The sequence below is a fragment of the Ramlibacter ginsenosidimutans genome, from assembly GCF_016654015.1.
GTDB lineage: Bacteria > Pseudomonadota > Gammaproteobacteria > Burkholderiales > Burkholderiaceae_C > Ramlibacter > Ramlibacter ginsenosidimutans.
Genome location: NZ_JAEPWM010000003.1, coordinates 251983 through 265646, shown reverse-complemented (window position 1 = coordinate 265646; position 13664 = coordinate 251983). Strand labels below are relative to the sequence as shown.

The window sequence follows — 13664 nt, the reverse complement described above, 5'->3', positions numbered from 1 at the left end:
ATCTCGTAAAATGCTGGGCGAGGACCAACGCCCATGCGACAAAAAGACTCCCAGGCCCCGGCCACTCCCACGATCCAGGTGATCGAGCGCATGTTCGCGCTCATCGATGTGCTGGCGTCGCGCGAGGAAGCGATCTCCCTGAAGGAGATCAGCGAGAAGACGGGTCTGCATCCGTCCACGACCCACCGCATCCTCAACGACCTGGCCACGGGGCGCTTTGTCGATCGGCCGGAGGCAGGCAGCTATCGCCTCGGCATGCGCCTGCTGGAGCTCGGAAACATGGTGAAGGCGCGCCTGAACGTCCGCGATGCTGCGCTCACGCCGATGCGCGAACTGCACAAGCTGATCCAGCAGCCGGTGAACCTGAGCGTGCGGCAAGGCGATGAGATCGTCTACGTGGAGCGCGCCTACAGCGAGCGTTCCGGCATGCAGGTGGTGCGGGCGATCGGCGGGCGCGCACCGCTGCACCTCACTTCGACCGGCAAGCTGTTCCTCGCGGCCGATGATCCTCAGCGCGTTCGCGCCTACGCCACGCGCACGGGGCTCGCCGGCCACACCAAGAACAGCATCACGCAACTGCCGGTGCTCGAGCGCGAGCTGGCCAAGGCGCGCCAGTACGGCATCGCGCGCGACAACGAGGAACTGGAACTCGGCGTGCGCTGCATGGCCGCCGGCATCTATGACGATCAATCGAGGCTGGTCGCCGGCCTGTCCATCTCCGCACCTGCAGACCGCCTGGACGAGAACTGGTTGCAGAAGCTGCAGGCGACCGCCGACGAGATCTCCACCGCGCTTGGCTACAAGCCGCCGACCGAGCGCATGGCCGCCTGAGCGCTCCCATGCAAAAGGCCCCTCGCGGGGCCTTCTTGCTGCTGGTGGGGCGTTGTTCGGCCTCAGCCGCTCACCTGGCGCACCAGGGTGCTCGTCGTGCCCGCTGCGGGCAAGGGAATCCCGGTGGGCTCGCGCGTCTCGACCCACTTGCGCACGCGCTCGGCGTCGCCGATGCGGCTCAGCTTCCCGGCGGAATCCAGGAACACCATGATCAGCTTGCGGCCGGCGACCTTCGCCGACATCACCAGGCACTGGCCCGCTTCCGAGATGTAGCCGGTCTTCTGCAGCATGATGTCCCAGGACGGGTTCTTCACCAGCCGGTTTGTCGTGTGGAACTCCATCGTGCGATGGCCCACTGCGACAGCGTGGCTGGGCGAGGTGGTGAGTTCGCTCAGCAGCTTGTCCTGCGAAGCCACCGTGATCAAGCGAGCCAGATCCTGCGCAGTCGAGTGATTGCGCGGCGACAGGCCCGTGGGCTCGATGTACTGCGTGTCCTTCATGCCCAGGAGCTGCGCCCGCTGGTTCATCGCATCGACGAAGGCGCTCAGGCCACCCGGATAGGTGCGGCCCAGCGCGTGCGCGGCGCGGTTCTCGCTGGACATCAAGGCCAGGTGCAGCAGTTCGCCGCGCGGCAGCGTCGTGCCCACGCGCAGGCGCGAGCTGCTGCCCTTCTCGGTGTCCACGTCGTCCTGCGTGATGGTGATCTCTTCGTCCATCGGCAGCTTGGCCTCGCTGATGATCAGGCCCGTCATCAGCTTGGTGATGGACGCGATCGGCAGCACCGCGGAATCGTTCTTGCTCAGGAGGACTTCGTTCTTGTCCTGGTCGATCACCAGCGCCACGCTCGACTTGAGGTCGAGTTCATCCTGCGTGGAATGCAGGCCGGCGAGCTGGCCGAACGAGGGCTTGGCGGGAACGATGCGCACCACCGAATGGGCGCGGATCAGGCCTTGCGAGTGGCCGGCGGTGTAAGTCCGGGCGACGCGTGCGCGCTTGACGACGCTCGTACGCTCCTTCGCGGCCTGCTTGGACGAGGTGGTTGCCTGTGCGCCCGCGGGGCACAACACCAGGGCCAGGACGCTCAGCGCGATGGTGTGTACGAGACGATTCAAGATGTGGAACTCCTGGCAACGACGTCGGGGATGTACGAGACAGCTGAGATCCCTAACGCCGAGTGTACTTCGGCCGTGTACTTAACGCGTCAATATTTACAGAAATCAATGACTTAGAAGCGTAAGCTCACGGCCGAGCTTGAGCCTAGGTGAAAACCCTAGATGTTCCCGCCACCCTGTGCCGCCACCCGCTCGACCTTGCTGTGCAACTTGTTCAGCGCGCTGAGGTAGGCCTTGGCCGAAGCGACCACGATGTCGGGATCGGCGCCCACTCCGTTGACCACCCGACCCGAGTTCTGCAGGCGCACCGTCACCTCGCCCTGGCTCTCGGTGGAGCCGCTGATGGCGTTGACGGAATACAGCACCATTTCCGCTCCGCTCCTGACCTGCGTCTCGATGGCTTTCAGCGACGCGTCGACCGGCCCATTGCCGTCGGATTCGCCCTTCACCTCCTTGCCCTCGGCCAGGAAGACGACCTCCGCGTGCGGCCGCTCGCCCGTCTCGCTGTGTTGTCGCAAAGAGACAAGGCGGTAGCTCTCCTGCTCCTGGGCGAGGGCTTCGTCGCTGACCAGGGCGAGGATGTCCTCGTCGAAGATCTCGCTCTTGCGGTCGGCGAGCTCCTTGAACTTGGCGAACGCGGCATTGATCTCCGCTTCGCTGTCGAGTTGGACGCCGAGTTCCTGCAGGCGCTGCTTGAAGGCGTTGCGCCCCGACAGCTTGCCCAGCACGATCTTGTTGGCCGACCAGCCCACGTCCTCGGCCCGCATGATCTCGTAGGTGTCGCGTGCCTTGAGCACGCCGTCCTGGTGGATGCCGCTCGCATGCGCGAAGGCGTTCGCTCCCACCACGGCCTTGTTGGGCTGCACGACGAAGCCCGTGGTCTGGCTGACCATGCGGCTGGCGGCAACGATGTGGGTCGTGTCGATGTTCACGTCCAGGCCGAAGTAGTCCCTGCGGGTCTTCACCGCCATCACCACTTCCTCCAGCGAACAGTTGCCCGCTCGCTCGCCCAGGCCGTTGATGGTGCACTCCACCTGCCGCGCGCCGCCGATCTTCACGCCCGCCAGCGAGTTCGCCACGGCCATGCCCAGGTCGTTGTGGCAATGGACCGACCAGATCGCCCGGTCCGAATTGGGAACGCGCTCGCGCAGGGTGCGGATGAAATTGCCGTACAGCTCGGGGACGGCATAACCCACCGTGTCGGGCACGTTGATGGTGGTCGCGCCTTCCCGGATGACCGTCTCCAGCACGCGGCACAGGAAATCCATCTCGCTGCGGTAGCCGTCCTCGGGCGAGAACTCGATGTCGCCGCAGAGATTGCGGGCGAAGCGCACCGACTGCTTCGCCTGCTCCAGCACCTGTTCCGGCGTCATCCGCAGCTTTTTTTCCATGTGCAGCGGCGAGGTGGCGATGAAGGTGTGGATCCGGGCGCGTTGCGCGCCCTTGAGCGCCTCGGCAGCCCGCGCGATGTCGCGGTCGTTCGCACGCGACAGCGAGCACACCGTGGAGTCCTTGATGGCGTGCGCGATCGCCTGCACCGCCTCGAAGTCGCCGTTCGAGCTGGCTGCGAAGCCGGCCTCGATCACGTCCACCTTCAGCCGCTCGAGCTGGCGCGCGATGCGCAGCTTCTCGTCCTTGGTCATCGAGGCGCCCGGCGATTGCTCGCCGTCGCGCAACGTCGTGTCGAAGATGATCAGTTGGTCTGCCATGTCGTTTCCTTCTTGTGCTCCGCTGCGCGCTTCACCCCGGAGGCGATGGCCTTGAGCGAAGCGGCGACGATGTTCGAATCCATGCCGACGCCGAACAGCGTGCGCTCGCCGATGCGCAGTTCGAGGTAGGCGACGGCCCGGGCATCCGCGCCGGAGCCGATCGCATGCTCATGGTAGTCGAGCACGCGGATGCTTTCGCCGGTCGCGCGGGCCAGGCCCTCGACGAAGGCATCGATCGGGCCGTTGCCGGTGCCCCGCACGCCGAACGCACGGCCGCCGATCTGCACCTGCGCGGCGAGGCACACGACGCTGCCGCCATCCTCCGTGCGCTGCTCCTCGACGATCTGGTGCTGCGGCACGGCCGTGGACTGCAGGCCGTACTCGCGCTCGAACAGCGTCCAGAGGTCCTGCGCCGACAGCTCCTTGCCGCTGGCGTCCATGACGGCCTGCACGGCCTGGCTGAACTCGATCTGCAGGCGGCGGGGCAATTCGAGGCCGTACTCCGACTCCAGCAGGTAGGAAATGCCGCCCTTGCCCGACTGGCTGTTGACGCGGATCACGGCTTCGTAGCTGCGGCCCAGGTCCTTTGGGTCGAGCGGGAGGTAGGGCATGTCCCAGAGTTCACCTTCCTTGCGCGCGGCGAACGCCTTCCTGATCGCGTCCTGGTGCGAGCCGGAGAACGACGTGTAGACGAGGTCGCCCACGTAGGGATGCCGCGGGTGCACGGGCAACTGGTTGCAGTGCTCCACGGTGCGGCGGATCTCGTCGATGTCGGAGAAATCCAGCCCGGGGTCCACGCCCTGGCTGTACAGGTTGAGCGCCACGTTCACGAGGTCGAGGTTGCCGGTGCGCTCGCCGTTGCCGAACAGGCAGCCCTCCAGCCGGTCGGCGCCCGCCATCACCGCGAATTCACCGGCGGCCGTGCCGGTGCCGCGGTCGTTGTGCGGATGTACGGACAGCACGATGCTGTCGCGGCGCTCGAGATGGCGATGCATCCACTCGATCATGTCCGCGAAGATGTTCGGCGTGGAGTGCTCCACCGTCGACGGCAGGTTGACGATGCACTTGTGCTGCGGCGTCGGTTGCCAGACCTGCGTCACCGCATCGACGACGCGCTTGGCGAACGCAAGCTCGGTGCCCGAGAACATTTCCGGCGAGTACTGGAAGGTCCAACGCGTCTGCGGCTGTCGTGCAGCCAGTTCCGCGAAGAGTCTTGCGTGGCTGGTGGCCAGTTCGACGATGCCGTCCTCGTCCAGTCCGAGCACCACCTTGCGCATCACGGGCGCAGTGGCGTTGTACAAGTGCACGATCGCCTGGGGCGCGCCCTGCAGCGCCTCGAACGTGCGGCGGATCAGGGGCTCGCGCGCCTGCGTGAGCACCTGGATCGTGACGTCCGGCGGAATGCGCTGTTCCTCGATCAGCTTGCGCACGAAGTCGAATTCCACCTGCGAAGCCGAGGGGAAGCCCACCTCGATCTCCTTGAAGCCGATCTTCACCAGCGTCTCGAACATGCGCAGCTTGCGCGGGATGTCCATCGGCTCGATGAGCGCCTGGTTGCCATCGCGCAGGTCCACGCTGCACCACACGGGCGGCCTGGCCAGCACGGCGTCCGGCCAGGTGCGGTCGGTGAGGCGCACCGGCGGGAAGGCGCGGTACTTGCTGGCGGGGTTCTTCGACATCGGCATGGTGTGGTCTCGCAGGGGTGGGTCCAAAAACCAGCAGCCCCAAAGCAAACGGCCCGCTGCTGGTGCAAACGGGCCGTGAAAGGGAAGCTCGCGCGCGCGCTCTACCGTCTCCGCCCGTGGGGGATGATTAGTAGGGCCAGCGCAATGCGGTTCATGCGACCAACTGTAGCACAGGACGCCGGGCGCTCCGCACCGGGTTTTCCGGGTGCCTGCATCAGCGATGCAGGCCGCTTTCTTCCGGCTCGTCGGTGGAGGTGCTGATCACGCTCGCACGCTGCCCCTTCGCCTTGCGCCAGAAGTAGATCGCGTAACCGGAGAGGCCGTAAGCGCAGAACAGCGAGAACAGCACCACCGGCGGATAGATGTTGATGATGGCAATGCCCAGCGCGATCAGCACGATCACCGCGAACGGCACGCTCTTCTTCATCTGGATGTCCTTGAAGCTGTAGAACGGCACGTTGGTCACCATCGTGAGGCCCGCGTACAGCGCGATCGCGAACATCACCCACGGCACCTCATAGGGCTTGACCAGGTACTCCGTCATCACCCAGATGAAGCCGACCACCAGCGCCGCCGCCGCCGGCGAAGGCAGGCCCTGGAAGTAGCGCTTGTCGACCACGCCCGTGTTCACGTTGAAGCGGGCCAGCCGCAGCGCGGCGCAGGAGCAGTAGACGAAAGCCGCGATCCAGCCCCAGCGGCCCAGGCCCTTCAAGGCCCATTCGTAGGCGATCAGCGCCGGCGCGGCGCCGAAGGACACCATGTCCGACAGCGAGTCCATCTGCTCGCCGAAGGCGCTCTGCGTGTTCGTCATGCGCGCGACGCGGCCATCGAGGCTGTCCAGGACCATCGCGCTGAAGACGCCGACCGCCGCCATGTCGAAGCGTTCGTTCATGGCCATCACCACGGCGTAGAAACCGCCGAACAACGCAGCCAGCGTGAAGAGGTTGGGCAGGATGTAGATGCCCTTGCGGCGCTTGCGCACCACGATGCCTTCCTCGGGCGGTTCGTCTTCGTGTCCGTCGTGCATGGCGCAAGTGTATAGGCCGCCTGATGCGCCAAGAAGACAGAAGCCGCCCGGAGGCGGCTTCTGTACGGATCCCCGGCAACCGGGGCGAAGCGGGCGCTCGGCGCGCGCCGGGTCAGTTCCGCGTCTGGTCGACCAGCTTGTTCTTCTTGATCCAGGGCATCATGCCGCGCAGCTGCTCGCCCACCACTTCGATGGAGCTCTCGGCGTTGATGCGGCGGCGCGACTGCAGCGTCGGGGCGCCGGCGCGGTTTTCCAGGATGAAGCTCTTGGCGTACTCGCCGGTCTGGATGTCCTTGAGCACCTGCTTCATCACCTTCTTGGTCTCCTCGGTGATGATGCGCGGGCCCGTCACGTACTCACCGTACTCCGCGTTGTTGGAGATCGAGTAGTTCATGTTGGCGATGCCGCCTTCGTAGATCAGGTCCACGATCAGCTTCAGCTCGTGCAGGCACTCGAAGTAGGCCATCTCGGGGGCGTAGCCGGCTTCCACCAGCGTCTCGTAGCCGGCCTTGATCAGTTCCACGGTACCGCCGCACAGCACGGCCTGTTCGCCGAACAGGTCGGTCTCGGTCTCTTCGCGGAAGTTGGTCTCGATGATGCCAGCCTTGCCGCCGCCGTTGGCCATGGCGTACGACAGGGCGAGGTCACGGGCACGGCCGGACTTGTCCGCATGCACGGCGACCAGGTGGGGCACGCCGCCACCCTGGGTGTAGGTGCTGCGCACGGTATGGCCGGGCGCCTTCGGGGCGACCATCCACACGTCGAGGTCGGCACGCGGCACGACCTGGCCGTAGTGCACGTTGAAGCCGTGGGCAAACGCCAGCGACGCGCCCTGCCGGATGTTCGGCTCGACGTCGCGCTTGTACACCTCGGCGATCTGCTCGTCGGGCAGCAGGATCATCACGACGTCGGCGGCCTTGACGGCCTCGCCCACTTCGGCCACCTTGAGGCCGGCCTTCTCGACCTTCGGCCAGCTCGCGCCGCCCTTGCGCAGGCCGACGATGACCTTGACGCCGCTGTCGTTCAGGTTCTGCGCGTGCGCGTGGCCTTGCGAACCGTAGCCGATGATCGCGACCGTCTTGCCCTTGATCAGGCTGAGGTCACAGTCCTTGTCGTAATAAACCTTCATGGTTGCTCCTGGGTGAATCCGTCTCTAAGTCCGGGGGAAAGAAAGGGGGTGTCGTTCAGACGCGCAGGATGCGCTCGCCGCGGCCGATGCCGCTGGCACCGGTGCGGACGGTCTCGAGGATGGCGCTGCGATCGATCGCCTGCAGGAAGGCGTCGTTCTTGGCCTGGTCGCCGGTGAGCTCGATGGTGTAGCTCTTGTCCGTGACGTCGATGACACGGCCGCGGAAGATGTCGGCCATGCGCTTCATTTCTTCGCGCTCCTTGCCCACCGCGCGCACCTTCACCATCATGAGCTCGCGCTCGGTGTAGCTGCCTTCGGTGAGGTCGACCACCTTCACCACCTCGATGAGCCGGTTCAGGTGCTTGGTGATCTGCTCGATCACGTCGTCCGAGCCGGTGGTCTGGATGGTCATGCGCGACAGCGACGCGTCTTCCGTCGGCGCGACGGTGAGCGACTCGATGTTGTAGCCGCGGGCGGAGAACAGTCCTACCACGCGGGACAGGGCGCCGGGCTCGTTCTCGAGCAGCACGGCAATGATGTGCTTCATGTGATTCCTCTTTTCGCCGCCCTCCCCCGCTGCCGGTAAGCAGCAGGCTCGGCGGTCAATAGATTCGTCTAGGGTTGGTTGATGATCGAGCAAGTGAACGCAGAGGACGCAAAGGTTTCGCAGAGGACGCAGAGAAGACAAACTTCAAATGGTTTTTCCTCTGCGTCCTCTGCGATACCTCTGCGCACTCTGCGTTCACCTGCTCGTTCGCGCACTAAGTTCAGAGGTCCTCGGACCCCAGCAGCATCTGCGTGATGCCCTGGCCGGCCTTCACCATCGGCCAGACGTTTTCGGTCGGGTCGGTGCGGAAGTCCATGAACACCGTGCGGTCCTTCAGCTTGCGGGCCTCGCGCAGCGCGGGTTCCACGTCCGCCGGGCGCTCGATCAGCATGCCGACGTGGCCGTAGGCCTCGGCGAGCTTCACGAAGTCGGGCAGCGCGTCCATGTAGCTGTGGCTGTAGCGGCCCTCGTAATCGAGCTGCTGCCACTGGCGCACCATGCCCAGGTAGCGGTTGTTCAGCGAGACGATCTTGATCGGCGTCTTGTACTGCAGGCAGGTCGAGAGCTCCTGGATGCACATCTGCACCGAGCCTTCGCCGGTGATGCAGAACACCTCCGCCTCCGGCTTGGCCAGCTTGATGCCCATCGCGTAGGGAATCCCCACGCCCATCGTGCCGAGGCCGCCCGAGTTGATCCAGCGGCGCGGCTGCTGGAACTTGTAGAACTGCGCGGCCCACATCTGGTGCTGGCCCACGTCGGACGTGATGTAGGTCTCGACGTCCTTCGTCATGTTCCACAGCGTGTCGATCACGAACTGCGGCTTGATCACGTCGCGGTTGTTGCGGTCGTAGCGCAGGCAGTCCTTGCCGCGCCATTCCTCGATCGCCTGCCACCAGCCGGCGAGCGCGGAGGCATCGGGCTTCTGCCCCGATTCCTTCAGCTGCACGATCAGTTCCGCCAGCACCTCCTTGACGTCGCCCACGATCGGGATGTCGACCTTCACGCGCTTGGAGATGCTGGACGGGTCCACGTCAATGTGGATGATCTTGCGCTCGCTCTGGGCGAAGTGCTTCGGGTTGCCGATCACGCGATCGTCGAAGCGGGCGCCGACGGCGAGCAGCACGTCGCAGTTCTGCATCGCGTTGTTCGCCTCGATGGTGCCGTGCATGCCCAGCATGCCCAGGAACTTCGGGTCGGTGCCGGAGATGGCGCCCAGCCCCATCAGCGTGTTCGTGCAGGGAACGCCGAGGATGTTCGCCAGCGTGCGCAGCTCCTCGCTGGCATTGCCCAGGACCACGCCGCCGCCGGAGTAGATGTAGGGACGCTTGGCGGTGAGCAGCAGCTGCAGCGCCTTGCGGATCTGGCCGCTGTGGCCCTTGCGCACCGGGTTGTACGAGCGCATCTCCAGCTTCTCGGCATAGCCCTGCCACGCGGTCTTGTTGAAGGACACATCCTTGGGGATGTCCACCACCACCGGGCCGGGACGGCCGCTGCGGGCGATGTGGAAGGCCTTCTTCATCACCATCTCGAGGTCGCGCACGTCCTTCACCAGGAAGTTGTGCTTGACGATGGGCCGCGTGATGCCGACGGTGTCGCACTCCTGGAAGGCGTCCAGGCCGATCGCGGCCGTCGGCACCTGCCCGGTCACGATCACCATCGGGATCGAGTCCATGTAGGCCGTGGCGATGCCGGTCACCGCATTCGTCACGCCGGGCCCGGAGGTCACCAGGGCCACGCCCACATCGCCCGTCGCGCGGGCATAGCCGTCCGCCGCGTGCACTGCGGCCTGCTCGTGGCGCACCAGCACATGCTGGATGGTGTCCTGCTTGTAGAAGGCGTCGTAGATGTGGAGCACCGCCCCGCCGGGGTAGCCCCAGACGTACTTCACGCCTTCGGCCTGGAGGGCCTTGACCAGGATTTCAGCGCCGCGGAGGTCTTGCGCCTGGCCTGAGCCGGCTGCGGCAGCGGAGCTCAGCTCCGTGCGGGAGATTTCCATGATGAACCTTTCGGGTTTCGACTTCGAACCTTGGGGTGCCCCTTGCCAGCCCTTGTGGGGCCGCGTCGGGACTTAGAGCACCAGGCCATGGGCGGGCGCTTCGCACCGCCGGACCAGGACTCGTTTGCCTGTGACTTGCAGCCGGCATTATCGCACTGCACAACGGCCTCGCCTAGCCCGGCCGCGCAGGTGCCATAATTTCCGGCTGCCCAGGCGCCCGCGCGCACTGCGCCCGAACGACCCGTATCACCGCCGCCCGGACACTTGGCCACAGACCGCGAACTCTCTGACTTCCTGCAAGGCGTGGAGAAGCGCGCCTTCAAGCGCACGGTCTACCACGTCCGCGACCAGGAGGCTGCGCTCGACATCGTGCAGGACAGCATGATGAAGCTCGCCGAGCACTATGGCGACAAGCCTCCCGGCGAGCTCCCGATGCTGTTCCAGCGCATCCTGTCCAACTGCACCCTGGACTGGTTCCGGCGCCAGAAGACGCGCAACGCCCTCTTTTCGAACCTGAGCGACTTTGAATCGGCCTCCGACGACGGCGATTTCGACCTGCTGGAAACTTATTCCTCGTCGGATCAGTCACAGCAGGTGGAAAGCGCGGAGGATTCCACGCGACGGGCGCAGATCCTGCGGGAGATCGAGGCGGAGATCCTGGAACTGCCCGCTCGTCAACGCGAAGCGTTTCTGATGCGTTACTGGGAGGAGATGGACGTTGCCGAGACGGCAGCGGCCATGGGCTGTTCGGAAGGCAGTGTCAAGACCCACTGTTCCCGGGCGGTGGCAGCCCTCAGCAAGGCGCTGAGGGCAAAAGGAATTCAACTATGACCTCTACGGACCCACTGCGTGCACAGGCCCAGGCCGACCAGTTCGGCCGGGCGGTCGCCCGGCGCCTGGCCGCCGGCACCGAAGAGATGCCCTACGAAGCGGCGGAGCGCCTGCGTGCCGCGCGGGTGCGCGCCGTCACCATGCGCAAGATCCCCGAGCACGCCCCCGTCGTCGTGGGGCGCGGCGGCAGCGCGCTGCTCGCCTTTGGCGAGCGCTCGTGGTTCAACCGCATCGCCTCGGTGCTGCCGCTCGTCGTGCTGGCCGCCGGCCTGGTGCTGATCCACTCCGCCCAGACCGATAGGCGGGCCAGCGAGCTCGCCGAAGTCGACGCCGCGCTCCTGACCGACGACCTGCCGCCCTCGGCCTACGCCGACCCCGGCTTCGTCCAGTTCCTGAAGTCCGGCGGCGCCGAGTAGGCGTCGCCGCTGGCCATGACCGCAATGCGCCTCGCCTTCCTGAAGCCGGGCCTGCTGGCTCTCGGGCTGGCAGTGGGCGCCACATGGGCCATGGCACAGACTGCCGGCGCGCCGGCAGGTGCGCCAGTGGTCGCGCCGCAGCCGGCACAGTCCTCCAAGCCATCGGTTTCCACCAAGGCGCCCATCCATGCGGCACCCGTGCGCTCCGCCCCGCCGGCGCGCGCCGAGGCCAAGCCCACCTGGGTGGAACTCACGCCGCCGCAGCAACAGGCGCTCGCGCCGCTCGCAGCCACCTGGCGCACGCTGGGCGAAGCGCACAAGCGCAAGTGGCTCGCCTTGTCGGAAAACTTCAGCACGATGCCGCCGCCCGAGCAGGACCGCCTGCATAGCCGCATGACGGAGTGGGCGGCGCTGTCGCCGCAGCAACGCAACGCAGCCCGCCTGAACTACGCCGAGGCGCGCAAGGTGGCGCCGAGCGAGAAGCGGGCGAAGTGGGAGGCCTACCAGGCGCTGCCGCCGGAAGAAAAGCGCCGCCTCGCGGGTACGGCCGCGGCGAAGCCCACCCCGCCCAGCACGGCCATCGCCGTGCGACCGGTGCCGCAGCAACAACTGGCCAAGGTGCCGAAATCGAAGAAGGCCGAGGGCGGCGCCAAGATCGCGGTCATTCCCGGCCAGGTGGACAACAACACCTTGCTGCCGCAGCCGCTGGCGCCGCTGCATCCTTGAGCGCGAGTCCCCTCCTCGTCGCGCCGAACCTGCGGCGGCGCATGGCCTGCTGGCTGTACGAGGCACTCCTCCTGTTCGCCATCGGCCTGCTCGCCACGCTGGTGTTTTCCGTGGCGGTGAACATGCGCAGCGGCATCGACCCGCGCCGCTGGCTCCTGCAGGCATTCCTCGCGGTGGTCTTCGGCATCTACTTCGCGGTCTTCTGGCCGCGCGGCCAGACGCTGCCGATGAAGACGTGGCGCATCGCGGTACGCGACCGCCACGGCCGCCCGCTCACGCAGGGCCGCGCCGTGCTGCGGTATGTCTACTGCAGCATCTGGGTGCTGCCGCCGCTTGCTGCGCTCGCGTCGCGGCGCTTCACGCTGTGGGAGCTCGGTGCGATCTTCTTCGGCTGGGTGGCGTTCTGGGCCGTGCTGAGTCGGCTGCAGCCGCAGGGCCAGTTCTGGCACGACATCTGGGCGGGCACGCGGCTGGTGGATGCGCAAGCGCAGCCGCGCAGCTCGTAGACAATCGGGGCATGTCCAGCCCGCGCGGGTCGCCCGCCGACCGCGTTTTTCCGCAGCAGCACCGCACCGGCCCCGGCCGGTCGTGCGTCCGGTTCTCCTTCTTCCGATGACTCCTCGTTTTTCCCTCTGCGTCTACTGCGGCTCGCGTCCCGGAGCCGACCCGCGTTTCGCCGAAGTGGCGGCCGAGACCGGCCGCTGGATCGGCGCCCATGGCGGCCAGCTCGTCTACGGCGGCGGCAACAACGGCTTGATGGGCGTGCTCGCCACCGCCGCCCTCGAAGCCGGCGCGCGCGTGGTCGGCGTGATCCCGCACTCCATGGTGGAGCGCGAGTGGGCCAAGCGCGATTGCACCGAGCTGCACGTGGTCGACAACATGCACCAGCGCAAGTCGATGATGGCGGAGCGCGCCGACGCGTTCCTGGCGCTGCCGGGCGGCATCGGCACGTTCGAGGAACTGTTCGAAGTGTGGAGCTGGCGCATGCTGGAGTTCCACCGCAAGCCCGTGGGCCTGCTGGATAGCGGCGGCTACTACGGCAGGCTGGTCCAGTTCCTGCAGGAGTCCGTGGGCCACGGCTTCATGAACGAGCGGCAGATGGAGTTGCTGACCGTGGACAGCGAGCCGGCACGGCTGCTGGCGCGCCTGGTGCGCGATTCCGGCGTCGACCCGCGACCGGTGGACGTGTCGCAGATCTAGCGCTCCAGGCTGGGGTTCGCTGTGCTCACCGCCAGCCTACACGTTCCGCTGCCTTCCGTAGGCTGGTGGTGAGCGCAGCGAACCCCAGCGGATCTCCTCAGACCGCCGATTCGTCCATCTCGCCCGTGCGGATGCGCACGACGCGTTCGACGGTCGTGACGAAGATCTTGCCGTCGCCGATCTTCCCCGTGCGCGCCGCCTTGATGATCGCGTCGACGCAGCGGTCCACGTCGTCGTCCTTGACCACCACTTCCACCTTCACCTTGGGCAGGAAGTCCACCACGTACTCCGCCCCGCGATAGAGCTCGGTATGGCCCTTCTGGCGGCCGAAGCCCTTCACCTCCGTCACCGTCAGGCCCGTGACGCCGCACTCCGCGAGCGCTTCGCGCACCTCCTCCAGCTTGAACGGTTTGACGATGGCGGTGATCTGCTTCATGGGTTCTCCAGGGATTGTC

At 66.4% G+C, this 13664-nt stretch carries 14 protein-coding genes; 6 read left to right on the top strand and 8 right to left on the bottom strand.

All coding sequences use genetic code 11. The features are described 5' to 3' along the window. The first annotated feature begins 33 nt into the window (after positions 1–33). Entirely contained in the window at positions 34–831 is a 798-nt protein-coding gene (locus JJB11_RS10725) for an IclR family transcriptional regulator (protein ID WP_201170216.1), read from the top strand. A 62-nt stretch (positions 832–893) separates the two neighbouring features. Here JJB11_RS10725 and JJB11_RS10720 read toward each other — a convergent pair whose 3' ends face one another. The 7 genes from JJB11_RS10720 to JJB11_RS10690 form a co-directional block, all read right to left on the bottom strand. Continuing rightward, positions 894–1946, bottom strand: a complete 1053-nt coding sequence (locus tag JJB11_RS10720) for a serine hydrolase (RefSeq protein ID WP_201170561.1) — start codon at positions 1944–1946, stop codon at positions 894–896. A gap of 155 nt (positions 1947–2101) precedes the next feature. Further along, positions 2102–3652, bottom strand: a complete 1551-nt coding sequence (locus JJB11_RS10715) for a 2-isopropylmalate synthase (RefSeq protein ID WP_201170213.1) — start codon at positions 3650–3652, stop codon at positions 2102–2104. Continuing rightward, positions 3637–5331, bottom strand: a complete 1695-nt coding sequence (gene leuA, locus JJB11_RS10710; protein ID WP_201170210.1) for a 2-isopropylmalate synthase — start codon at positions 5329–5331, stop codon at positions 3637–3639. The genes JJB11_RS10715 and leuA overlap by 16 nt, the downstream gene beginning before the upstream one ends. A 220-nt stretch (positions 5332–5551) precedes the next feature. Continuing rightward, positions 5552–6364 (bottom strand): CDP-diacylglycerol--serine O-phosphatidyltransferase, encoded by an 813-nt coding sequence (pssA, locus tag JJB11_RS10705; protein WP_201170207.1) that lies wholly within the window; start codon positions 6362–6364, stop codon positions 5552–5554. A gap of 112 nt (positions 6365–6476) precedes the next feature. Continuing rightward, positions 6477–7493 (bottom strand): ketol-acid reductoisomerase, encoded by a 1017-nt coding sequence (ilvC, locus tag JJB11_RS10700; protein WP_201170204.1) that lies wholly within the window; start codon positions 7491–7493, stop codon positions 6477–6479. A gap of 55 nt (positions 7494–7548) precedes the next feature. Beyond that, positions 7549–8040: an acetolactate synthase small subunit gene (ilvN, locus tag JJB11_RS10695; protein WP_187076141.1), complete on the bottom strand. Its 492-nt coding sequence runs from the start codon at positions 8038–8040 to the stop codon at positions 7549–7551. A gap of 220 nt (positions 8041–8260) precedes the next feature. After that, complete coding sequence (locus JJB11_RS10690) at positions 8261–10036, bottom strand: acetolactate synthase 3 catalytic subunit (protein WP_201170201.1); 1776 nt, start codon at positions 10034–10036, stop codon at positions 8261–8263. 264 nt (positions 10037–10300) lie between these two features. On the opposite strand from JJB11_RS10690, the gene JJB11_RS10685 reads away from it, so the two are divergent. From JJB11_RS10685 to JJB11_RS10665, 5 genes are all read left to right on the top strand, one after another. Then, positions 10301–10867, top strand: a complete 567-nt coding sequence (locus JJB11_RS10685) for an RNA polymerase sigma factor (RefSeq protein WP_201170198.1) — start codon at positions 10301–10303, stop codon at positions 10865–10867. Beyond that, positions 10864–11283, top strand: a complete 420-nt coding sequence (locus JJB11_RS10680) for a DUF3619 family protein (protein ID WP_201170196.1) — start codon at positions 10864–10866, stop codon at positions 11281–11283. The genes JJB11_RS10685 and JJB11_RS10680 overlap by 4 nt, the downstream gene beginning before the upstream one ends. Positions 11284–11298: 15 nt before the next feature. Then, positions 11299–12009, top strand: a complete 711-nt coding sequence (locus JJB11_RS10675; RefSeq protein ID WP_201964757.1) for a DUF3106 domain-containing protein — start codon at positions 11299–11301, stop codon at positions 12007–12009. Next, positions 12006–12515, top strand: coding sequence for an RDD family protein (locus JJB11_RS10670; protein WP_201964756.1), 510 nt, complete (start codon positions 12006–12008; stop codon positions 12513–12515). Before JJB11_RS10675 ends, JJB11_RS10670 begins: the two co-directional genes overlap by 4 nt. Before the next feature lie 106 nt (positions 12516–12621). Then, positions 12622–13209, top strand: a complete 588-nt coding sequence (locus tag JJB11_RS10665; protein ID WP_201170194.1) for an LOG family protein — start codon at positions 12622–12624, stop codon at positions 13207–13209. Positions 13210–13306: 97 nt separating this feature from the next. Here JJB11_RS10665 and JJB11_RS10660 read toward each other — a convergent pair whose 3' ends face one another. After that, entirely contained in the window at positions 13307–13645 is a 339-nt protein-coding gene (locus JJB11_RS10660) for a P-II family nitrogen regulator (RefSeq protein ID WP_201170192.1), read from the bottom strand. Positions 13646–13664: the final 19 nt, after the last annotated feature.